The organism is Phenylobacterium sp. (genome assembly GCF_036502675.1).
Classification (GTDB): Bacteria; Pseudomonadota; Alphaproteobacteria; order Caulobacterales; family Caulobacteraceae; genus Phenylobacterium.
This window is the reverse complement of the sequence record NZ_DASXYF010000079.1, coordinates 61,642-82,126: the sequence shown is the minus strand read 5'-3', so window position 1 is coordinate 82,126 and position 20,485 is coordinate 61,642. Positions and strand designations below refer to the sequence as shown.

Genomic DNA, 20,485 nt, shown 5'->3' with positions numbered 1-20,485 from the left:
GCCCCGTCAGACCGTTCCCGCCACAGCGGCGAGGGCCGACGCGGGATCGGCGCCCTCCAGGTGGATCAGCGACCAGAGGGCGAAGAACAGCAGCGGCCAGCGGCGGGGCGAGGCCGGGTCGGCGAAGGCGGCCTCCACGTCCCCCGGCGCGCAGACCTGCCGGACGGCCGCGACCCTGGCGATGCGGGGCCCCAGGTCCTGGGCGCGGGGGGCGATCCAGGCTTCGACGGGCACGGTGAAGCCCTGCTTGCGGGCCCAGGGCCGGGCGGCAGGGCAGGCGCGCTCCAGCCAGGCGCGCAGCAGCCACTTGCCGTAGCGGCCGCGCACCTTGAACCGGTCGGGGAGGGGAAAGGCGAAGTCCGCCACGGCGGCGTCGAGGAAGGGCGTCCGGCCCTCCAGCCCGTGGGCCATCAGGCAGCGGTCGAGCTTCAGCAGCAGGTCGTGGGGCAGCCAGGTCGCCACGTCGGCGGCCTGGGCGGCCTGCAGGCGGGTGAGCCCGCCGGGCGCCCGGGCGGTCTTGCGCCAGGCCGCCAGCACCGCCGGGTCGCCCGGCCGCGGCTCGGCCGGGCGACCGCCCAGCCAGGCGGGCCGCAGGGCGCGGCGGTAGCGGCCGTAGCCGCCGAACAGTTCGTCGCCGCCCTCGCCGGTGAGCACGACGGTGAGCGTGTCCTTGGCGGCTTCGGCCAGCTTCCAGGTCGGCAGGATGGCGTAGTCGGCGGTGGGGTCGTCCAGCGCCCAGGCGGCTTGCGGCAGCACGCGCCAGAAATCCTCCTCCCCGAAGCGGGTCTCGCGCCAGTCGAGTTGCAGCGCCTCGGCCACCCGCTCGGCCTGCGCCCGCTCGTCCCGGGCGCCGGGGGCGTCGAAGCCGCAGGTGAAGGCGGTGACCGGCCGCGCGTTCAGCCGCGCCATCAGGGTCGCCACCGCCGCGGAATCGATCCCGCCGGAGAGGAACAGGCCGTAGGGCACGTCGCTGCGCTGGTGGACCCGCACGCTGTCCTCCAGCACGGCGTCAAGGCGGGCGATCAGATCCTTTTCCTCCCCAGTTCTCTTCGGGACGTGGGAGGAAAGAGGGCGTCGGCGACCCTGGGAAATCAGCTTCCCCTCCACCACCTCGACGATCTCGCCGGGCGCCAGGCGGCGCACGCCGCGGAAGATGCTGTCCTCGCCCAGCACGTAGTTCAGGCCCAGCAGATCCCGCGCCCTGGCCGTGTCGAGTTCCGGCGCCAGCCAGCCGGCCTGCAGGAAAGCCCGCGGTTCGGAGGCGAAGGCGACGCCGCCGTCGCGCTCGATGATGTAGAGCGGCTTGATGCCGAAGGGGTCGCGCACCAGCCAGGCGCGGCCGTCGCCGCCCAGCAGGCAGAAGGCGTACATGCCGCGCAGGCGCGAAAAGGCCGCGGGGCCCTCCCGGGCGTAGAGGTGCAGCAGCGGCTCGAAGTCCGAGCCGGTGGCCAGCTGGTCGCCCAGGCCGAACTCGGCGGCGAGCTCCAGATAGTTGTAGATCTCGCCGTTGCCGACCACCGTCGCGCCCGCGGCGTGCAACGGCTGCCAGCCGCGCTGCAGGTCGATGATCGAAAGTCGCGCGTGGGCGAGGGAGCGGTGGTCGCCCCCCTCCACCCGGATCCCGTCCGGCCCGCGGTGGGCCAGCGCGCCGATCAGCGGCCGCGCGGAGCCGTCCGCCCCCAGCACGCCGGCGATGCCGCACATCAGTCGGCTCCGAAGTGGGCGAACAGCGCCCGCCATCGGGCGACGACCGCGGCGGGGGAGAACTCGCCGGCGACCCGGGCGATCCCCGCCTTGGCGGCCCTCGCCCTGAGGGCGGAGTCGTCGAGCATGCGGCGGGTCGCCTGGGCCAGGGCGTCGGCGTCGTCCACCGGGACCAGCAGGCCGTCCGCGCCGTCCCGGATCAGGGCGGCGGGACCCTGGCTGGCCGCCGCCACCACCGGCAGCCCATGCGCCCAGGCCTGGATCACCACATTGCCCAGCGGCTCGTAGCGGGAGGGGAAGACGCAGACGTCCGCCGCCCGGTAGAGGGCCGAGGCGTCGGTGCGCCAGCCCAGGAACCGCACCCGGCTCTCCACCCCCAGCGCCGCGGCCATGGCCATCAGCCGGGCCCCCTGCGGGCCGACGCCGGCGATCCAGAGATAGGCCTCGGGCAGGCGCGACAGCGCCGCCAGGGTGACGTCGTGCGCCTTGGCCTCATGCAGCCGGCCCATGGAGAGCAGCAGGGGGGCGCGTTCCGGCGTGCCCAGGCTTGCGCGGCTGACGGGCGCGGCGGCCTCGGAGGCGGCGGCGAAGTTGGGGATGCAACGCACCTGGCCGGCCGGCCACCCCTGATCGACGATCCAGTCGGCGATGTGCTCGGTGTTGGCCACCAGCACGTCGAAGCCTTCATAGTATTTGAGGTTGTAGTAGCCGCCCAGCCGCCCGATCCGCGCCCAGGGCCCGCGCGGGGTGTGGCGCGCGGCGCGGTTCATCCAGGCCAGCGCCGCCTTGGTCCCGCGCCGGTGCGCGAAGCTCGCCACCCGTGGCCGCGTCAGGATGTCCACCGGGCCGCCGAAGCCGAACACGCCGACGGCCAGGCCCGCCGCCCGCAGCGCCGCCTCGCGCCCGGCATGCCGGCGGAGAGCCGCGGCCTGGACCACGCCTTCGCGCGCCATGGCCTGGATGAGGCCGACGAAGTAGGTCTCGGCCCCGCCTTCGCCCGAGGTTCCCAGAAGATGCAGCACACTCATCCCGGCGCGGAGCCTATCCGACCCCGGCCGCAGTCCCAAGCCGCTTGAAGCGGCGAGGGCGAGACCCTATAACCCGCCGCTCGCCCAAAAGGCCTGCGGCTGGGTAGCTCAGATGGTTAGAGCGGTGGATTCATAACCCACAGGTCGGCGGTTCGATCCCGCCCCCAGCTACCACTAGAGACATCATTCGTTTCCGGTGTGTGCGCCTTGGCGGAAGACGATCGGCGCGAGGTTGCCGTGCAGGACCACGTCGACCCGGGCGGCATGAGCTCGATCTTGAGGCGCGGCAGGCGGGTTGGAGCCACTATCGGCCCGCGGGATGGTGTGTAAAAATCCGCGTCATCCAATCCGGGGATGCGATGATGAAGGCAAGTTCGATCGCCGCAATCGGCGTACTGGCGCTGTGCGGCGGTGTAGCGTTCGGCGCCCACGCCGCGCCGGCTGCCATCGTCGGGACCTACGAGGGGACCGAGGAGGGCGGCCCGGCGCTCATGCACATTCGTGGGGCGCCGCCTCGATACAAGGTGGATGTCCAGACAGGCATGAGCGGCTGTGGCGGCGGCGTCGCCGGCTTCGCCACCTTTGATCCGAAGGGTCGTCTCGTTCTCACAGCGACCGAAAGCGGGATGACCTGCCGCGTCACGATGACCAAAATTCCCGGCGGCTGGGACATGCATGAGGACTCTTGCATGTCATACCATGGTGACATGTGCGGCTTTACCGGGGTGGTGAAGCGCACGGGCAAATAGCGTCTCGCCATGGGCAAGATGGAGCGTCGCGTCACCACCCTCGAATTGCTGGTGATGCGCCCCCGCTGGCGCGCCGACGCTCACCAGTAGGGGAGCGCGCCATAGGGGCCGTAGTAGCCGAAAATGCGCTCGCCATAGGATTGATGGCTCGGGCCGCCGAGGGCGTCGAGTTCATACCGATCGTAGTAGGGCGCGCTTTCCAGTTCCGCTTTCCCCAATGGGACCACGTAGCCGCTCTTGGCCGGTTCGTAGGTCAGCATCGACCAGGGCAGCGGATGGAACTTCTCGCCGAGGCCGAGGAAGCCGCCGAACGAAAGGATCGCATAGACCACCGCGCCGCTGACCTTGTTGATCGAGAGGTCCTCCACATGGCCGATGCGCTCGCCCTTCGGGTCGAAGACAGCCGCGTCTTTCACCCGGCTCGACAGGATCAGGGCGTGTTCAGAGGGGGTGTCGTCCATTGCCGGCTCCTGGGTCCCGCCGTGGCGTCGTCAGCGCCGTGCGCTGCCGTCTTCCCAATAGTAGCGCCGGGCGCCGGGATCATAGAAATAATAGCGGTGGGCCCCCTCGTCGAAATACTGGCGGCGATTGACGTTATCGAGACGCGGAGCGGTGGCGGCGCCGATCGCCGCGCCGGCCACGCCGCCGACCAGGGCTCCGGTCAGCGAGCTGTCGACCGCGGCGCCGACCGCCGCCCCGGCGAGGCCGCCCGTCGCGGCGCGTTCCGTCACCGTGGTTCCGCAGGCTGCGAGGAGCAGGCCGGCCGCAACCGCCGACAGGATCTTGGGGCTGGTGTTCATGGGGCGCCTCGTTTCGATCTGTCCCCGCACCTGCGCCGATAAAACACCCACGCGGGGGCGTGGTTCCTGACGGACGGGCGAACCGGAGGCGGCCTCCAGCCGTTGAGGGACAGGCCTCGCCAGTCGGAGAACAGCGATGCGCAGCTACGCCCTGGTCGTGCTGTTCGCGCTTCTCGGATGCGGACGGGGCCAGTCCGCCGACCCAGCCACGAGGCCCGCCATGCCCGCCGCGCCACAGCATTCACCCCAGGCCCTGAGCCTTGCGCGCATCCAGCCGCGAAACCCCGGCGCCGTTCTGGAGTTGGTCTCCGGCGCCCTGGGCGCCGACGGCGCCGTCGACATGCGCCACAGCGCCTATGGCGACAACCTCTCCCCGCCGCTGCGCTGGACGCCGGTGGAAGGCGCCGGCGCCTACGCCCTGATCCTGGAGGATCCCGATGCGCCCCGGGAGACGCCGTTCGTCCACTGGCTGATCTGGAATATCCCCGGCGAGACGGCCTCGCTCCCCGAGGGCCTGCCGAACGGCGCCCGCCTGGTGACGCCGCAGAACGCCGTGCAGGGCCGCAACGACAACGGTTCGTTCGGTTATTTCGGGCCGAGGCCGCCGGCCGGGCACGGCCCGCACCACTACCATTTCCAGATTTTCGCCCTGGACGGTCCCTTGGGCCTGAAACCGGAAGACGCCAACCTGCGCGCCCTGGTGGACGCGATGAAGAGCCGGGTGCTGGCCGACGGCGAACTGGTCGGCGTGTTCGAGGCGCCCGCCCAGCACTGAGGCGCCCAGCCGGGAGGAGCCTCGGACATATCGCCGTCCGCTGCAATCCTTCACCAGGGCGGTTCCACGAGTTCGGCCCTGTCCTGATCGCCGCCCCTCCGGTCCCGGAGATCCGGCGTTCCGGCGCGCGGCGGCAGGGCGGCGGTCGGGTCGGCCTCCAGCAGCCGCGCGCAAAGGAGCTGATCGGCTTTCACCGGCCCGTAGTCCTTGCTGTTCACCCAGGGCCGCGAGGCGACCTCCACCCAGGCCTCGGCCATGCCGGTGACCTCGACGATAGGCGACGGGGTCTTCATCACCCGCGGATCGGCGGCCAGCCGTTCGCGCAGCCGCGCCATCAGCGCCTGGATGTCCGCGGCCAGCGGCACGTGGAACAGCACGTCGGCCCGGCGCCGCGGATGGAAGCTGTGGTTGATGATCACGTCCCCGAAGATCTTGCTGTTGGGGACCATGATCCTCAGGCCGTCCAGGGTCTCGAACTCGGTGACGAACAGGTCCAGCGCCCGCACCTGGCCGGTGCGCCCGAGGCTTTCGACGAGGTCGCCCACGCGGTAGGGCCGGAACAGCAGGATCATCACCCCGGCGGCCACGTTCGACAGCGCGCCCTGCAGGGCGAGGCCGATGGCCAGGGACGCCGCGCCCAGGACCGCGATGATCGAAGTGGTCTTCACCCCCAGCTGCTGAAGCACAGCGATGAGGCCGGTGATGCCGACCGCATAGCGCGCCACGGACGAGCCGAAGGCCTGCAGCGTGGTGTCCGGCCCGTTGTGGACATGCAGCCGGCCGATGGCCTTGCGGACCAGCCGTCCCGCCCAGGTGGCCGCCCAGAAGGTCGCCGTCAGGATCAGCAGCGCCATGGTCAGGTTGATCGCCAGGCTGCCGGCCAGGTCGACCAGCTTTCCCCAGACCAGCGGGTATTCGCGCAACGCCGTCTGGGCCTTCTGGCCCGCGTCGACGATGGGATGGGCAAGAGCGTCCTGGGCGAGGCCGGGCAAGGCGACAGTCCTGTCGATTGGCGCCGCGCAGTGGCGGCCGCCCCCAACGCTCCTAACGAACAAGCCCCGGCGCCGTTCCGACCACCATGCCGCGAGATCCCTGCGGATCGCCGCGGCACACTTTTCTGCCGGCGAACGGCGCCCTGCAGGCGGCCGAAGGAGCCCCCTGGGGAACCTTCATCCAGCCGACGAATTGCAGCGGGGCGGCAACCGATCGGCGGATCTCTTCGTGCACGGAATCTCCTGCATCGTCTGCGCCTACAACGAAGCCGACCGGATCGGAAACATCCTGCGGGCGGTCAACGGTCATCCGGCGGTGAAGGAGCTCATCGTCGTCAACGACGGTTCGACCGACGACACCATCGCCCTCGTCCGGGCGCACCCGGGCATTCGCCTGGTTTCCTACAGCGACAATCGCGGCAAGACCCATGCCATGCGCCAGGGCATCGCCGCGGCGACGGGCGAACACCTGATGTTTCTGGACGCCGACCTTGCCGGCCTGACCCCTCGCAACATCGATCTGCTTGCGGCCCCGATCGTCGGCGGCCGGGCGGAGGTCAGCATCAGCCTGCGCCGCAACAGCCTCGCCTTCTACCGGATGACCGGACTGGATTTCGTCTCCGGGGAGCGGGTGATTCCGGCCTGGCTGGTTCGCCACCAGGCGGCGGCCATGGCTGGTCTGCCGCGCTGGGGCGGCGAGACCTTCATCAACCAGCTGATCATCGACGCCAGGCTGCGGATCGAGGTCGTCGATTGGCCCGGCGTCGCGAACATCAGGAAGTACCGCAAGGTCGGACCGGTGCGCGGCGTGCTCGCCGAACTGCGCATGGTCCACGACGCCCTCCAGGTCCTGTCCCCCCTGGACCTGGCGCGCCAATATGTCGGGCTCCTGAAGCTGGTCAATCGTCCGCCGGGGCCGTTCGCGAAACCGGCGGCGGCAAGGCCCGGGCTATCGTCGCGGAGGATCTGACCTGGCGGCGAACGACGTCGAGAGGCCTGTCGGCGCCGCCCGCTCTACTGATAGAGCGGCGCCTCGATCTCCTCCTCGCGCCATTCGCCGTCGGGGCTGGCGATCAGTACGAAGGCGCCCTGGGCCTGGCCCAGGATGTAGTGCTGGGCCGCGGTCAGGGCGGCGGCCTCGGATGGATAGCGGGCCACCTCGCCGCAGTCCTCGTTGAGCAACACCCAGGATGCGCCCCTGGGAACGATCGCCAGTTCGAACATCTCCGACCCCCGGTCAGGCGGACATGGCGCCACCGCAGTGGTTAATGGAGCCTTAATCCGGGCGGCGGCCGCGGCGCCCTGCAACCGACGCCCAAGGCCTGCGCAGGTCTCGGCGCTTCAGGCGCGGCTGGCGTAGCCGATCGCGCGTTGACTATTCCTACAGGCTTTGACCGCAGGATTGACGGGCTCCGATTCCCTCGCCATGAGGCGCCGTCATGCTCCCCCAGTCCGCGCCCGAAGGATCCGCCCGCGGCGTGCTCGGCGATTTCCTGGCCACCGGCGCCCACGTCTTCCCCGCGCCGCTGAACGCGGCGGCGGCGGGCGCCCTGCTGCGCGAGATCCGCAGCTTGCGCCGCTTCGACGGGAGCCTCTTCCTCACCGAGGCGGCGTTCGACGCCGACCCGGTCTACACCGGCGTCAACCCGCGGCCGGGGCGCAACCTCCTGGAGCGGTTCGACGACCATCTGCGGTTCGTGGAGCGGGACCCCGCGATCGTTGCGGGCCTGACCGCCATCCTGGGCGCGGGCTACCAGGTGCTGGACCGCAAGGTGGTCTGCGGGGCGCCCGACTCCGCCGTTCCCGAGTGGCTGAAGCGGCGGATCAAGGGCAACCCGGTCAACAACCTGGGCGCCTTCGTGAAGCCGGAGCTGCGGGACGTGACCTACTTCTACGGCATCGACTTCCATCAGGACCTGATCGACTACAAGGACCGGGACGCCGACTTCGTCACCCTCTACGTCTATCTGCACGCCGTCGACCGCCGCGACGCCCCGCTGTACCTCCTGGAGGGCAGCCACGCGCTCGGGGCCACGGTGTTCCCGCACGCGCTCACCGCCGACGGGCGCGGGGGCTGGCGTTACGCGGACCGTTGCGGGCGGGAGCGGGCCGTGCGCCAGCGGGTGCTCACCGGGCCCGCGGGCTTCGCGGCGATGTGGCACCCCTGCACCCTGCACGGCACCCAGCCGACCGTGGCCGACCGGGCGCGGCTGTCGCTGCGCTACCTCATCCGTCGTGGAACCGAAGCCAAGGTCGGGCTCGACGCGGTGAATGCGGCCCTCGACGGGCCGGTCCGGCTCACCGCGACCCGGGTCGATCTCGCCGACGACGGCTCGGCGCGGATACGCGGGAACGTCGTGGCGTTCGCGGGGAAAGACCCGCCGGCTCGCTGACGGCCGGTCAGCGGGTGGAGAGCGGCGCGGCCTCCGGGGCCGCGCCCCAATACCTGTCCTTCAGCGCCTTCTTGTAGAGCTTGCCGGTGGGCAGGCGGGGCAGGGCGTCGGTGAAGTCCACCGACCGGGGCGTGAGCTGGCGGCCGAGCTTGCCGCGGATGAAGTCGAGGATCTCCTGCGCCAGCGCCTCGGAGGGCGCGACGCCCGGCGCGGGCTCCACCACCGCCTTCACCTCTTCGCCGAGGTCGGGGTTGGGCACGCCGATCACCGCCACGTCGGCCACCTTCGGATGCAGCGCCAGCACGTCCTCGATCTGCTGCGGATAGATGTTCACCCCGCCGGAGATGATCATGAAGGCCTTGCGGTCGGTGAGGTACAGGTAGCCGTCCTTGTCCAGGTAGCCCACGTCGCCCACGGTCATCCAGTCCGGATTGGTCGGGTGGGTCGAGCCCGCGGTCTTCCCCGCGTCCTTGTGGTAGCCGAAGGCGACGCCGGAGACCGGCTCGCCGTAGATCAGGCCGGCCTCGCCGGCGGGCAGATCGTTTCCCGCCTCGTCGCAGATGTGGAACGGCTTGCCGCGGGCGCGGCCGACCGAGCCCGGATGCTCCAGCCACTCCCGGCTGCTGATCGCGGCCATGCCGACGCCTTCCGTGGCGGCGTAGTATTCCTCGAGGATCGGACCCCACCATTCGATCATCTGGCGCTTCACATCGACCGGGCAGGGGGCCGCGGCGTGGACGGCGCAGCGATGGCTGGAGAGGTCGCGGGCGCGCTGGGCGGGCTCCAGCTTCAGCATGCGCACGAACATGGTGGGGACCCACTGGCTGTGGGTGACGCGATACCGCTCGATCAGGTCGAGGGCGGTCGCGGCCTCGAACTTGTCCATCATCACCACCGTCCCGCCGGCCTGCAGGACGGAGGTGGCGGAGCCGAGCGGCGCCGCATGGTACAGAGGGGCGGGCGACAGATAGACCGTCGACGCATCGAAGCCGAACTGTTCGGCCGTGATCTTCATCTGCGGATTGCCGTCCACCGGCGGGATGTCCCGCAGCGGCCGCAGGATGCCCTTCGGCCGGCCGGTGGTGCCGGAGGAATACAGCATGAAGGAGCCCAGGCGCTCCTCGTCCAGGGGCTGGGCCGGCTGGGCGGCGAGCGCCGGCTCGTAGTCCGTAAATCCGGGGATCGCGCCGCCCGCCGCCAGCTTCATGTCGCAGCGCGGCGACAGCCGCCCGAGGGCTTCGGACTCCGCCAGCTGCGCGGAGGCGATCAGCACCCGGGCGTCGCAGTTGTCGACGATATAGGCCGCCTCTTCGGCGGTCAGGTAACGGTTGATCGGCGTCAGGTAGAGGCCGGAGCGCATGCAGGCCCAGATCACGTCGAAGAAGACGAGGCTGTTCTCCATATAGAGGGCGACGTGGTCGCCGCGCCGCAGGCCGTGGGCGTGCAGCAGGCGCGCGAGCCGGTTGGAGCGGTCGTCGAGCTGGCGGTAGCTCAGGGTTTCGCCGGTGGCGGCGCGGACCACCGCGGCCTTGTCGGGCTGGGTCTTGCCGTAGGTTCCGGGATACATCGCGGCCTCTTGTCGGATGGTTGGGCCGGCGGGCCGTCCAAGGCGCCGCCTGCTCGAGCCGTCCCGCCAGGCGGGACAGCGTCGCTTCATCCCATAGCGTCCCGTGAACATCACGCCAACCGGCGGGCCGCGCCCGGTCTTGCGGCCGGGGCCGCGGCGGAGGACTCTGGCGGGGTGCGACGCCGTCCACGCCTTGGAACCGAAGGCCGTCCATGCGCCTTCCCGCCTGAGGCGCCCCTAGCCGATCGAGGACACCATGACTCTGGACACCGACTACACCCCGTCGCAGCCTGCGACTGAACCCCCTGCCGCAAGCCGGCTCAAGGAGGCGGCGGCCGAGGTCAAGGAGCATGCGGGGGTCCTGCTGGACCAGGCGACCAGCAAGGCCAGGGAGATCATCCGCAAGTCGAAGGACATGGCGGGCCAGCGCTCGGCCCAGGCGCGCACGTCGATCGCCGAGCGGCCCTATGCGGCCGTGGGTCTGATCTTCCTGGCGGGACTTGTCCTCGGCCACGCGCTGAGCTCCCGCCCGCCGCAGGTCATCTATCTGCGGGACCGCGTCCCGCTCCGCTAGCCCAGGCTGCACGCCTGGAGACGTCTCAGGCGGCCCGGGGTGGGGCCCCGGCCCCGGGTTCCGGCGCGTCCAGGCGGCCCCAGGCCACCCGGCGCCACGCCCGCTCGTGCAGGTAGTAGAGCGCGATCTTGGTCAGCACCTCCAGGGTGGCTATCGAGACTGCGTTGCGCGCGCTGCCGGTGACGATGAAGCTGAGGCTGAAGGTGTCGAGGCTGCCCGCCACCCGCCAGGTGAAGGCTTTCACCAGCGAGCGCAGCCGTGCGCTGGGCGCCCACCGGATCAGCCGCCAGGCCCGTTCATGCAGGTAGAACAGCAGGACCTTGGTCAGGGTCTCCAGGGAGGCGATGGCTCCGGCGGCGGCCGGCTCGCCGATGATCAGCCAGCTCCAGAGGAAGGTGTCGGCCGTGCCCACCGCCCGCCACGTCAGGGCCTTGGCGATCGCCCGACCGTGCGACTGCGGCGCGCCGATCACCGCCCGCGCCGCCTGCGCGGCGGTCTCGGCCTTGTGGGTCTCGGTCGGCGGCATCGCGGCTCCGGCGGCGGTGAAAGGCGTTCCCGGGAATCCGGTCGGGCGCCGACGACCGCCGAGTAGCCCCCGCGGCGTCCGAAGCCAAGCTGTTACGGGCGTTGTTCGGCGGCCGGAGGCGGGGCGGCGAATTGAAGCGGTCACAGGGGTCGGCTAGGAGGGGGCGGGCCCGCGCGGCGGGCCCTGGTTCAACACCGGGAGGAGACGGCGATGCTGACTTACGCGGCCGTGGGGTCGAACGACCTCGAAAAGGCGAAGGCGTTCTACGACGCCCTGCTGGGCTCGGTGGGCGTCCAGAAGATGTTCGACCATCCCTCCGGCGGCCGCATCTACGGGACGCCCAAGTCGATGTTCGGCGTGCTGGGTCCCTATGACGGCGCCAGGGCCACCGTGGGCAACGGCGCGATGTCCGGCTTCGGCCTGGAGACCCGCGCGCAGGTTGCCGCCTTCTACGCCAAGGCCATGGAGATGGGCGGCGCCTGCGAGGGGCCGCCCGGCCTGCGCGGGCCGGTCGCGGCCAACGCCTATTTCGCCTATGTCCGCGACCTGGATGGCAACAAGCTCTGCGCCTACAAGTTCGGCCCGGAATAGGCCGCCGCCGGGCGTCCCCGCCCGCGTGACGCAGGTGCGCCCTTCTTTCGTGTGCATTTCGGCCAGTGCATTTCGGGCGCCGCCGCCAACCTCGCGACAAGGCAAAGCTTTCTGCCGGCGAGGCTCGAGTCTCCGTAAGCATGTCCGGAGCTCAGGAACTAGACTTCCCGCTTGTCGTTTAGCTCGAAGTGTTTTCCGGCGCTCCCGGCGACGCGGCCCGTCGACGGGGTCGTCTATGAATTCAGGAGCGGACAACCATGCGAAATCTGTCGAATATCTTTTCCAGCCGCCAGCTATACGCCGTCGCCGCAGCCGGCGTGGTCCTGGCCGGCGCCCCCGCCTTCGCCCAGACCGTGGAGGAGCTGACCGTCACCGGCCGGATGGGACCGGACGGCGAGCCGCGCAGCCTGTCGCGAGCGGTGAGCTACAGCGACCTCGACCTGACCCTCGCCTCCGACCAGGCGGCGCTGAAGTCGCGGGTGAAGGACACCGCCCGGGATCTCTGCGACCAGCTGGGCGAGGGTGACGCCGCCTCCGTGCCGATCGTGCCGTCCTGCCGCGATGCGGCCTATCGGGACGCCATGTCCCAGGTGAAGATCGCCATCGCGGAAGCGCCCGCCCGCAACGCCTACGCTGCGGCCCAGGCCGCCGACGCCAGCGCGACGGAGCGGATGAACGAGACCGCGACCTCCGCCGACGCCTATGTCGCTCCCGCCTCCGCCGTCGTCACGCCGGCGCCGACCTACACCGTGCGGACGGTGACCAACGGGCCGGTGGCCGATACGGCCGAGAACCGCCGTCTCTATGGCGGTCCGATATCCCGCGCGGGCATGCACACCGCCCCGGCCGGCGACTAGGCGCCCAGGCGGCGCCCGTCGCTGTGAGTGGCGTAAGGTTCCGGGAGCCTGCCCAGGGTCAGCGCCTTGCGCTCGCCCTGCCAAGCCTCGACGTAAGCGCAGCTGGCGTGATCGTCGAGGACGAGTTGCGCGCGTTCCCGGGCCTCTTCGTCCGAGTCCAGGTCAAAGGCGATAAACGACGTCGAGACGCCATCCGCCTTGCAAGGATAGAAGGTGTAAGTTGCCATTCATGGTCTCCCGTAAACCTTGAGCGGGAGCTCGCCTCGACGCCCCACGGCCTCGCGCCAATCCCAAAGGCGACTGAACGCGACCGTGAGAGTATAGCTTAACAAAGACTTGCGTCGAGAATTATCTGTCCGGGAACTCCGTCGGAAACCCGACATTTCTACGGAGCCGCGGCGGATATTGACGAATCCGAGTTGCGCGGCTGGGGACCCGCCCTAGTTGAACGCCAATTCAAGAACACGCAGAGCATTGATTTTACACCTCCAGGCCCTGCATCCCGGCGCACGCCGCCATCCGGGCTTTCCAGGCGTCGTCGTTCGCGCGCCCCGAACGCACGACGGCGACACGGGGACCTGCCCGCGTCGCAGCGGTCGCGGCTATGCCGACCAAGCGTTGGTATTCGTAGGATTCCCGACAGATGAGCCCGGGCGGGCTGGCGTAGGTGCGGCCTCGACGCCTTCACAGCCGACGCTTCTGACCGCCACGATGTCCTTTACCAATCATATGCTCCGTGTGCTGAGCGCGCCGTCCGCGGAGGCCCTGCGGCCGTGGCTCGAACCGGTCGTCATCAAGCCCGATCAGGTGGTCTATCGGATGGGCGATCCGGTGGAGCACGTCTATTTCGTGCAAAGCGGCCTGCTCTGCCGCTTGGCGCTGATCGAGGACGGGCGGTCGGTTGGCGTGGGCGTGATCGGCCGCGAAGGCGTGGCGGGGGCCACCAACGTGCTGTCGCGGCATCCTTCATACCACTAGGTGGTGGGCCACGTGCAGGCTGAAGCCCTGCGGATGGAGGCCGGCCGCTTCGTCGAGGCGGTGCAGGGCTCGCGCGAGCTCCGGGGGTTGATGGACGCCTATGCCGACGCCCTGGCGACCAGCAGCGACCTGATGGTCACCTGCTTTGCCTTCCATCCGCTGGCGGCGCGGTTCTCGACCACCCTGCTCAACGCCCATGACGCCAGCAGTGGGGAGAACGTGGTGGCGACCCAGGAGCTGCTGGCCTCGCCGTGCAGCGCACCAGCGTCACCAGTCTCGCCACCGCCATGGAGCGCCAGGGCCTGATCCGCACCGGTCGGGGTGATCGAGCTGAGGGACCGCGGGGGTCTCGAACGGCTGGCCTGCGGCTGCTACGCGCGCCAGGCGCAGTTGTGGTCGGACCTCTGGGGCCGCAAGACGACCTAGCCGTCATCGCTCTCCGGAGTGGACGGCGCCGCCTGGCCGCAGGCCTTGCGGGCGGCGTGGCGCAGCCGGCGCGCGGTCTCGGCGGCCGCCTTTGGCGTCATCGAGGCGGCGATCGTCCCCGGGCCGATCAGCACCACCTCGCCGTCGATGCTATCGGCGTCGGTGGGATCGTCATACGGATCGATAGGCGACATGACCGGATTCCTCGCAGGACAAGCTCCGGGCGGGGTCGGCAGTTCCCACGGCGCCGCCTCGCAGCGATCAATTTGCCTTGCGTCCGCCGCGTGGACCACGGCGGCCATGACCTGTTCATGATATCCGACGCCGGGCTCGAGCGAGGCCCGCAGCGCATGGCGCATCGCCGCCAGAGGCCTATTTGGCAGGCAGCATCGCCGTCAGGTCGTTGGTCCCGGCGATGAACTTCACGCCTTTCAGCCGGTCCTGATGGTAACCGTCCCAGGCGCCTTCAATGTGGACCGGCGTCGCCGCCTGGGCGGCCGCCGTCGCGGGCCGGGTGGCGACCACGTCCACCTCGTAGATCCCGTCCGGCGGCGTGGCGGCGTAGACCCGGGGCTTGAAGCCGGCGTCGATATAGCCCGCGGACGGCAGCGTGGCGTCCACCTTCAGGACCAGGGTGCCCGGCGTAGGGCCCGGCTCGGCCGTGCCCGAGACGACGGACGTGACCTGTTCCTGGCCGGCGTAGAACACCGCCTGGCGGGCCAGGGATTTCTTGGGCGGGCGCGCGGCGGCGTCGTCCCCGGACTTGCCGCAGGACGCCAATCCGACGCTGGCCGCAAGCGCGGTCCCGATGATCAGAGCTCGCATCTGTTTCCCCCCGATCTGAACGCCGGTCAGATCAGGATGGGACGAGATCCGCGGGCTGACAAGCCCCATGCGGCGCCGTCAGAAAATCAGGCGGCTTCCGCAGCGCCGGCCTCGGCTAGCGCCTGCTGCAGGGCGTGCAGCAGGTTCTCGGGCTTCATGGGCTTTTCCACCACGCCGTTCATGCCCGCCGAGACATAGGCCGCCGCGTCCTCGGGGTCGGCGTTGGCGGTGAGGGCGATGATCGGCACCCGGCCGGGCCGGCCCGACAGGGCGCGGATCGCCTTGGTGGCGGCCACCCCGTCCATGCGGGGCATCTTGATGTCCATCAGGATCAGGTCGAAGCGGCCGGTCTGCGCCGCTTCGACCGCCTCGACGCCGTCGTCGGCGGACTCCGAAGTGCAGTCGAACATCTCGCAGAGCGTCTGGGCCACCATCCGGTTGGTGGCGTTGTCGTCGACCACCAGCACATGGGCGGTGCGCTGGGCGTCGGCGGCCTCGGGATGGGCCTCCTTGGCCGCGGGCGCGGGCTCGGCGTCGAACTCGAACACCACCGTCGCCCCGGCGCCGGTGTTGGCTTCGCGGCGCAGGTCGCCGCCGAACGCCTCCAGCACGCGATGGCCGAGCGTCACGCCCAGCGCGGTCTGCAGGCCGTAGCGGGCTTCGATCTCCTCGAGGTCGGCGCCGCCGTCGCGCTCGCCGCCGCGGACCCGGCCTTCCAGGTGCAGGGTCTCGCCGTGGCTGGAGACCTTCAGGCTCGCCTCCACCGCCCCGCGGCGGACGCCGGCGACCGCCTCGCCGATCAGGCCGTCGAACAGCTGCAACAGCCGCGGGCCGTCCACCAGGGCGCAGGCTTCGGGATCGCCGTCGTAGGCCACCAGCAGGGTGACGCCGTTGAGCGCGGCGCGTTCCTGCCAGCGGTCCTGGATCTCGTCGATCAGCTCCCGCAGGCGCCGCGGCGCCTGCGTCAGCGTCAGGCCCGGGCCATCGGCGTTCTCCAGGTCGCGGGCGCGGTTCATGATCTCCAACACCGCGCCAGCCGCCTCCGCGACGCCGGCGACGCAGGCCTGGGCGTCGGGCGACAGGCTATGACGCGCCATCCGGTCGGCGAGCGCCAGCACGCCGTCCATCTGCTGACGGATTTCGTCGGAGATGCGATCTCGAAGGGGCTGGGGAAGCGGGGACATGGACCTGGGGATACGGGAAACGTGCGTTGATCATGACCGCAAGCGCTTGCGGAGAGGTTAAATTCGACGTGGCGGGCGCCCGAAGAGCCGCGCGCACCGGGCGCCCGGGCTTCCGCAACGGCCGTCGGGAGTTCATATGAGGCCGATGAGCGAGATGGCGGCCCACGACCACGCCCTGGTGCTGTTTTCCGGCGGCCAGGATTCCAGCGTCTGCCTGGCCTGGGCGCTGGAGCGCTACGCCCGGGTGGAGACGGTGGGCTTCGACTACGGTCAGCGTCACGCCGTCGAAATGACCGCCCGGCAGGTGGTGCGTCGGGCCTTGGGCGAGCGTTTCCCGACCTGGGCGGCCCGGCTGGGCGGCGACCATGTGCTGGACATGCGCGGCTTCGGGGCCATCGCCGAGACGGCCATGACCGCCGAGCGCGCCTTCGAGGTCACGGCCAGGGGCCTGCCCTCCACCTTCGTGCCCGGCCGCAACCTGGTGTTCCTGGCCTACGCCGCGGCGCTGGCCGACCGGCGCGGCGCGGGCGTGCTGGTGGGCGGCATGTGCGAGACCGACTTCTCCGGCTACCCGGACTGCCGCCGCGTCGCGATCGAGGCCCAAGGCAAGGCGCTGAACCTCGGCATGGGCCAGGACTTCCGCATCGAGACGCCGCTGATGGCGCTCACCAAGGCCGAGACCTGGGCGCTCGCCAAGCGGCTGGGCGGCGAGGCCCTGGTGGAGCTGGTCCTCGAGGAGAGCCACACCTGCTACCGCGGCGAGCGCGGCGCCCGCCACGTATGGGGCTACGGCTGCGGCGACTGCCCGGCCTGCGGCCTGAGGGCCCACGGCTGGGCGGCCTGGACCGATCAGGGGCGCCCGGCGCTGGTCCCATGAGCTACGCGGTCAAGGAGATATTCCTCACCCTGCAGGGTGAGGGCGGCCAGGCCGGCCGGCCGGCGGTGTTCTGCCGCTTCGCCGGCTGCAATCTCTGGTCGGGGCGCGAGGCCGACCGGGTGGGCGCGGTCTGCACCTTCTGCGACACCGACTTCGTCGGCCTGGACGGCCCCGGCGGCGGCCGCTTCGCCGACGCCGACGCCCTGGCCTCCGCCGTGGAGGCCGCCTGGGAGGGCGGGGCCGCCGACCGGCTGGTGGTCTGCACCGGCGGCGAGCCCCTGCTGCAACTGGACGGGCCCCTGATCGAGGCCCTGCACGGCCGCGGCTTCGAGATCGCCCTGGAGACCAACGGCACCCTGCCGGTTCCGCCCGGGGTCGACTGGATCTGCGTCAGTCCCAAGGCCGACGCGCTCGTCGTGCAGCGCAGCGGCCACGAGCTGAAGCTGGTCTACCCGCAGGCCGGACACGATCCGGCCCGGTTCGAAGACCTCGCCTTCGAGCGGTTTCTGCTGCAGCCGATGGACGGGCCCGACCGGGCGGCGAACACCGTGGCGGCCATCGCCTATTGCCTCGCCCATCCCCGCTGGCGTTTAAGCGTCCAGACCCACAAATACCTGGGCATCGCCTGACCGGCCGCCCTCTTCGGATGCTTCCCGCCCGCCCATGAGTCCGCCGATTTTCGAGATCACCAAGGCTGCGTCCTTCGACGCGGCCCATCACCTGCCGCAAGGGCCCGTGGGCCCCTACACCCGCCTGCACGGCCATTCCTTCCGCGTCGAGGCGACCCTGCGCGGCGAGATGCAGGGTCCCGTGGGCTGGGTGGAGGATCTGGGCGCGCTGGACGCCGCCCTCGCCGCTGCCGCCGCCGAGCTGGATCACGGGTTCCTGAACGAGACGCCCGGCCTGGAGAGTCCGACGCTGGAGCACCTGTGCCGGCACTTCGCCGCCCGGCTGAAGCCCGCCTTCCCCAGCCTGGCGCGCATCGTGGTCTCGCGCCCGAGCGTCGGCGAAAGCTGCGCGATGGCGGTGGGCTGAGCCCCCTATTCTTCGGCGTCGCCGGTTTTCGCGTCGGTGGAACGCCGCATGGGGCCGCCATAGCTGGGATCGACGCGGCGGCGGCGGTCCGGGCCGAAGTAGCCTTCGGTGCGGACGAAGCCGCGGGCGTGGTCCACCACCTGGCTGATCCGCTCGACCACGCCGCGCGCGGTGAGCGGCTTGGCCAGGAACTCGTTGACGCCGGCGTCGCGGGCCTCGGACACCCGCCGCTGGGTGGCGTGGCCGGTGATCATGATCACCGGGATCATCGGGTTGGGGCTGTCCGGCGAGTTGCGGAGCAGGCGCACGAAGTCGATGCCGTCCAGCGGCTGCATGGACAGGTCGGTGATGACGATGTCGACGGGATGGTTGCGCAGCACCTGCAGGCCTTCGGCGCCGTCGTTGGCTTCGCGGATGTGCCGGCAACCGATGGCGCGCAGGATCTCCCCCAGGAGAACCCGCATGTGGTGGTTGTCGTCCACAAGCAGGATCTTCAGCAGCTCATAGCGCACGTCGTGGATTATCCTGCCAAATAGCCCCCGCCGAAACCTGTCGCAGATTTCGGGCGGCCCCCCCTTAGCGGGGGGTCACAAACGCGGTCAATCCAAAAACCATTGTTCGCTCAAGAGGCGAAGGCCTCCCGTGTCAGGCGCTGTCGCTGGGAATATTCCAGGCGCCTGCGGGCGAAAATGTGGAGGAAGTGTTCACTGGCGTCCGGAGCCCCCGGGCGAAAAGGCGCCGCCGCCGGTCTGGCCGCGGTGGCGCAGGAAGGCGTCGGCGAGCACGCAGGCGGCCATCGCCTCCACCACCGGCACGGCGCGGATGCCCACGCAGGGGTCGTGGCGGCCCTTGGTGCGCAGCTCGATCGCCTCGCCGGCTTCGTTGATGCTGTGGCGCGGCGACAGGATCGACGAGGTCGGCTTGAAGGCCACCCGGGCGGTGACCGGCTGGCCGGTGGAGATGCCGCCCATCACCCCGCCCGCCGTGTTGGAGAGGAACACCGGCCCGTCGGGGCCGGGCCGCATCTCGTCGGCGTTCTCCTCGCCGGAGAAGGCGGCTGCGGCGAATCCCGCGCCGATCTCCACCCCCTTGGCGGCGTTGATCGACATGAAGGCGGCCGCGAGCTCCGCGTCCAGCTTGCCGTAGATCGGCGCGCCCCAGCCGGCGGGCACGCCCATGGCCTCCACCGCCACGACGGCGCCGGTGGAGGAACCGGCCTTGCGCACCTTCTCCAGATGCGCCTCCCAGACGGAAACCATCCCGGCGTCCGGGCACCAGAAGGGGTTCTTCAGCGTCTCGTCCCAGTCCATGCGGGCCGGGTCGACGGCGTGGGGGCCGATCTGCACCACGGCGCCGCGGATGGCGACGCCGGGCAGGATCTTGCGGGCGATGGCGCCGGCGCCGACGCGGGCGGCGGTCTCCCGCGCGGACTGGCGTCCGCCGCCCCGGTAATCGCGCACCCCGTACTTGGCGAAGTAGGCGTAGTCGGCGTGGCCGGGGCGGAAGGCCTGGGCGATCTCGGAATAGTCGCGGCTGCGCTGATCGACGTTCTCGATGACCAGCGAGATGGGCGTGCCGGTGGTCACCTGGCCCGCGCTGCGCTCGTCCCGGAAGACGCCGGAGAGGATCTTCACCGCGTCCGGCTCCTGGCGCTGGGTGACGAACTTGCCCTGGCCGGGACGGCGCTTGTCCAGCCACTGCTGGATGTCGGCCTCCGCCAGCGGGATCCCCGGAGGGCAGCCGTCCACCACGCAGCCCAGCGCCGGCCCGTGGCTTTCGCCCCAGGTGGTGACGCGGAACAGGTGGCCGAAGGTGTTGTGCGACATGGCGGGGCTTGTAGCCGCATCGGGGCGGCAGGCCAACGGCGAGGCTGCGGATCTCCGCGCGGCGCCGCTATGCCGCCCAGGCGGCGGCGAAGCGGCGCAGGAGGGTGCGGGCGGCCGAGTCGGAAAGATCGGCCTGGGGCGCGAGCCTAAGGAACATGTGGCCCTGGCGGCGGCCGGCGCGGGCCGGCAGGCCCTGGCCCGGCAGGCGCACCAGGCCGCGGGCGCCGGCCTGCTTGGTGATCCAGACCACCCGGCGGCCCAGCGGCGTGTCGATGGCGATTCGGCCGCCCTGCGCCAGCAGCGCGGGGTCCACCTGCACGCTGAGCCAGAGGTCGTCGCCGCGCAGCATCAGGGCGCGGTCGCGCCGGACCGTCACCGTCAGCTGCGCCTCGCCGGCGCGCAGCGCCTCGCCGTCCCGCAGGCCCGCGGGCAGGGTGATGCGCAGGCGCCGGCCGTCGGGCAGGGCGTGCTCCACCTCGCCGCCCTGGACCGCCACGCCCGGCGTGATCTCCAGGACGCCGGAAGCCGCGCGGCGGGGCCGCATCGGGGCCGGCGGCTGGTTGAGGCGCTGGCCGAAGCCGTGGTCGCGCAGGCGACCGTAGGCCTCCACCACCTCCCGGAACGCGTCGGCGTCGCCGCCCGGACGGTCGGGGTGAACGCGCTTGACGGCGGCGTGGTAGGCGGCGCGGATCTCGGCCTGGCCGGCGAGCACGGGGACGCCCAGCACTTCGCGCGCCCGCTTGAACGAAATTGCGCCCTCGGTCCCAGCCATCGGGCA

General features: G+C 71.0%; 27 protein-coding genes and 1 tRNA gene. 13 read left to right on the top strand and 15 right to left on the bottom strand.

The genetic code is table 11. From position 1 onward, the window contains the following. Positions 1 to 6: 6 nt before the first annotated feature. Positions 7 to 1,704, bottom strand: coding sequence for an asparagine synthase (glutamine-hydrolyzing) (asnB, locus tag VGL30_RS09835; RefSeq protein WP_331539384.1), 1,698 nt, complete (start codon positions 1,702 to 1,704; stop codon positions 7 to 9). Continuing rightward, entirely contained in the window at positions 1,704 to 2,732 is a 1,029-nt protein-coding gene (locus VGL30_RS09830) for a glycosyltransferase (protein ID WP_331539382.1), read from the bottom strand. Before VGL30_RS09830 ends, asnB begins: the two co-directional genes overlap by 1 nt. Positions 2,733 to 2,829: 97 nt before the next feature. Here VGL30_RS09830 and VGL30_RS09825 point away from each other — a divergent pair. Further along, positions 2,830 to 2,906 (top strand) — tRNA-Met (locus VGL30_RS09825). Positions 2,907 to 3,091: 185 nt separating this feature from the next. After that, the gene (locus VGL30_RS09820; RefSeq protein ID WP_331539380.1) at positions 3,092 to 3,481 is read left to right on the top strand and encodes a hypothetical protein; all 390 of its coding nucleotides are present in this window, start codon (positions 3,092 to 3,094) and stop codon (positions 3,479 to 3,481) included. 80 nt (positions 3,482 to 3,561) lie between these two features. On the opposite strand, the gene VGL30_RS09815 is transcribed toward VGL30_RS09820, so the two are convergent. Then, complete coding sequence (locus VGL30_RS09815; protein WP_331539378.1) at positions 3,562 to 3,942, bottom strand: PRC-barrel domain-containing protein; 381 nt, start codon at positions 3,940 to 3,942, stop codon at positions 3,562 to 3,564. A 30-nt stretch (positions 3,943 to 3,972) separates the two neighbouring features. Next, a complete protein-coding gene (locus tag VGL30_RS09810; RefSeq protein WP_331539376.1) occupies positions 3,973 to 4,281 on the bottom strand; it encodes a hypothetical protein in 309 nt (102 codons plus the stop codon). A gap of 136 nt (positions 4,282 to 4,417) precedes the next feature. Between VGL30_RS09810 and VGL30_RS09805 the strand changes: the two genes are divergently transcribed. After that, positions 4,418 to 5,056: a YbhB/YbcL family Raf kinase inhibitor-like protein gene (locus VGL30_RS09805; protein ID WP_331539374.1), complete on the top strand. Its 639-nt coding sequence runs from the start codon at positions 4,418 to 4,420 to the stop codon at positions 5,054 to 5,056. A gap of 50 nt (positions 5,057 to 5,106) precedes the next feature. On the opposite strand, the gene VGL30_RS09800 is transcribed toward VGL30_RS09805, so the two are convergent. Next, on the bottom strand, positions 5,107 to 6,048 hold the full coding sequence (locus VGL30_RS09800) for a mechanosensitive ion channel family protein (protein ID WP_331539372.1): 942 nt from the start codon (positions 6,046 to 6,048) through the stop codon (positions 5,107 to 5,109). Positions 6,049 to 6,241: 193 nt separating this feature from the next. Between VGL30_RS09800 and VGL30_RS09795 the strand changes: the two genes are divergently transcribed. Continuing rightward, a complete protein-coding gene (locus VGL30_RS09795; protein WP_331539370.1) occupies positions 6,242 to 7,018 on the top strand; it encodes a glycosyltransferase family 2 protein in 777 nt (258 codons plus the stop codon). Between the two features lie 44 nt (positions 7,019 to 7,062). On the opposite strand, the gene VGL30_RS09790 is transcribed toward VGL30_RS09795, so the two are convergent. After that, positions 7,063 to 7,272 (bottom strand): hypothetical protein, encoded by a 210-nt coding sequence (locus VGL30_RS09790; protein ID WP_331539368.1) that lies wholly within the window; start codon positions 7,270 to 7,272, stop codon positions 7,063 to 7,065. A gap of 215 nt (positions 7,273 to 7,487) precedes the next feature. Between VGL30_RS09790 and VGL30_RS09785 the strand changes: the two genes are divergently transcribed. Then, the gene (locus VGL30_RS09785) at positions 7,488 to 8,441 is read left to right on the top strand and encodes a hypothetical protein (protein WP_331539366.1); all 954 of its coding nucleotides are present in this window, start codon (positions 7,488 to 7,490) and stop codon (positions 8,439 to 8,441) included. A gap of 7 nt (positions 8,442 to 8,448) precedes the next feature. Here the strand turns inward: VGL30_RS09785 and VGL30_RS09780 are convergent, their stop codons facing one another. Further along, positions 8,449 to 10,008, bottom strand: a complete 1,560-nt coding sequence (locus VGL30_RS09780) for an acyl-CoA synthetase (protein ID WP_331539364.1) — start codon at positions 10,006 to 10,008, stop codon at positions 8,449 to 8,451. 256 nt (positions 10,009 to 10,264) lie between these two features. On the opposite strand from VGL30_RS09780, the gene VGL30_RS09775 reads away from it, so the two are divergent. Beyond that, on the top strand, positions 10,265 to 10,582 hold the full coding sequence (locus tag VGL30_RS09775; protein ID WP_331539362.1) for a hypothetical protein: 318 nt from the start codon (positions 10,265 to 10,267) through the stop codon (positions 10,580 to 10,582). 25 nt (positions 10,583 to 10,607) lie between these two features. Here VGL30_RS09775 and VGL30_RS09770 read toward each other — a convergent pair whose 3' ends face one another. Continuing rightward, positions 10,608 to 11,108, bottom strand: a complete 501-nt coding sequence (locus VGL30_RS09770; protein ID WP_331539360.1) for a DUF2061 domain-containing protein — start codon at positions 11,106 to 11,108, stop codon at positions 10,608 to 10,610. 210 nt (positions 11,109 to 11,318) lie between these two features. Between VGL30_RS09770 and VGL30_RS09765 the strand changes: the two genes are divergently transcribed. After that, positions 11,319 to 11,699: a VOC family protein gene (locus VGL30_RS09765; RefSeq protein ID WP_331539358.1), complete on the top strand. Its 381-nt coding sequence runs from the start codon at positions 11,319 to 11,321 to the stop codon at positions 11,697 to 11,699. A 257-nt stretch (positions 11,700 to 11,956) separates the two neighbouring features. Continuing rightward, positions 11,957 to 12,556: a UrcA family protein gene (locus tag VGL30_RS09760; RefSeq protein WP_331539356.1), complete on the top strand. Its 600-nt coding sequence runs from the start codon at positions 11,957 to 11,959 to the stop codon at positions 12,554 to 12,556. On the opposite strand, the gene VGL30_RS09755 is transcribed toward VGL30_RS09760, so the two are convergent. Further along, the gene (locus VGL30_RS09755; protein ID WP_331539351.1) at positions 12,553 to 12,783 is read right to left on the bottom strand and encodes a hypothetical protein; all 231 of its coding nucleotides are present in this window, start codon (positions 12,781 to 12,783) and stop codon (positions 12,553 to 12,555) included. The two genes, VGL30_RS09760 and VGL30_RS09755, sit on opposite strands and share 4 nt — an antisense overlap. A gap of 502 nt (positions 12,784 to 13,285) precedes the next feature. On the opposite strand from VGL30_RS09755, the gene VGL30_RS09750 reads away from it, so the two are divergent. Both VGL30_RS09750 and VGL30_RS09745 read left to right on the top strand, forming a co-directional pair. After that, positions 13,286 to 13,534, top strand: coding sequence for a cyclic nucleotide-binding domain-containing protein (locus tag VGL30_RS09750; protein WP_331539349.1), 249 nt, complete (start codon positions 13,286 to 13,288; stop codon positions 13,532 to 13,534). 12 nt (positions 13,535 to 13,546) lie between these two features. Next, positions 13,547 to 13,840 (top strand): hypothetical protein, encoded by a 294-nt coding sequence (locus VGL30_RS09745; protein ID WP_331539347.1) that lies wholly within the window; start codon positions 13,547 to 13,549, stop codon positions 13,838 to 13,840. A 116-nt stretch (positions 13,841 to 13,956) separates the two neighbouring features. Here VGL30_RS09745 and VGL30_RS09740 read toward each other — a convergent pair whose 3' ends face one another. The 3 genes from VGL30_RS09740 to VGL30_RS09730 form a co-directional block, all read right to left on the bottom strand. Beyond that, a complete protein-coding gene (locus VGL30_RS09740; RefSeq protein WP_331539345.1) occupies positions 13,957 to 14,154 on the bottom strand; it encodes a hypothetical protein in 198 nt (65 codons plus the stop codon). Between the two features lie 178 nt (positions 14,155 to 14,332). Continuing rightward, positions 14,333 to 14,785 (bottom strand): hypothetical protein, encoded by a 453-nt coding sequence (locus tag VGL30_RS09735; protein ID WP_331539343.1) that lies wholly within the window; start codon positions 14,783 to 14,785, stop codon positions 14,333 to 14,335. Between the two features lie 86 nt (positions 14,786 to 14,871). Then, positions 14,872 to 15,969 carry a response regulator gene (locus tag VGL30_RS09730; protein ID WP_331539341.1) on the bottom strand — a complete coding sequence of 366 codons (1,098 nt, stop codon included), beginning with the start codon at positions 15,967 to 15,969 and terminating at the stop codon, positions 14,872 to 14,874. Positions 15,970 to 16,123: 154 nt separating this feature from the next. Here VGL30_RS09730 and queC point away from each other — a divergent pair, with 154 nt between their 5' ends. From queC to VGL30_RS09715, 3 genes are read left to right on the top strand one after another with little or no spacing between them, the layout of a single operon-like run. After that, the gene (gene queC / locus VGL30_RS09725; RefSeq protein WP_331539466.1) at positions 16,124 to 16,846 is read left to right on the top strand and encodes a 7-cyano-7-deazaguanine synthase QueC; all 723 of its coding nucleotides are present in this window, start codon (positions 16,124 to 16,126) and stop codon (positions 16,844 to 16,846) included. After that, positions 16,843 to 17,475: a 7-carboxy-7-deazaguanine synthase gene (gene queE / locus VGL30_RS09720; RefSeq protein ID WP_331539339.1), complete on the top strand. Its 633-nt coding sequence runs from the start codon at positions 16,843 to 16,845 to the stop codon at positions 17,473 to 17,475. Before queC ends, queE begins: the two co-directional genes overlap by 4 nt. A 34-nt stretch (positions 17,476 to 17,509) precedes the next feature. Beyond that, complete coding sequence (locus VGL30_RS09715) at positions 17,510 to 17,881, top strand: 6-carboxytetrahydropterin synthase (RefSeq protein WP_331539337.1); 372 nt, start codon at positions 17,510 to 17,512, stop codon at positions 17,879 to 17,881. Between the two features lie 5 nt (positions 17,882 to 17,886). Here the strand turns inward: VGL30_RS09715 and VGL30_RS09710 are convergent, their stop codons facing one another. The 3 genes from VGL30_RS09710 to VGL30_RS09700 all read right to left on the bottom strand — a co-directional run bounded on the left by VGL30_RS09710 (position 17,887) and on the right by VGL30_RS09700 (position 20,479). Continuing rightward, positions 17,887 to 18,393 (bottom strand): response regulator, encoded by a 507-nt coding sequence (locus VGL30_RS09710; protein WP_331539335.1) that lies wholly within the window; start codon positions 18,391 to 18,393, stop codon positions 17,887 to 17,889. Positions 18,394 to 18,585: 192 nt separating this feature from the next. After that, on the bottom strand, positions 18,586 to 19,707 hold the full coding sequence (gene aroC / locus VGL30_RS09705; protein ID WP_331539333.1) for a chorismate synthase: 1,122 nt from the start codon (positions 19,705 to 19,707) through the stop codon (positions 18,586 to 18,588). Between the two features lie 67 nt (positions 19,708 to 19,774). Next, entirely contained in the window at positions 19,775 to 20,479 is a 705-nt protein-coding gene (locus tag VGL30_RS09700) for a DnaJ domain-containing protein (RefSeq protein ID WP_331539331.1), read from the bottom strand. Positions 20,480 to 20,485 lie beyond the last annotated feature (6 nt).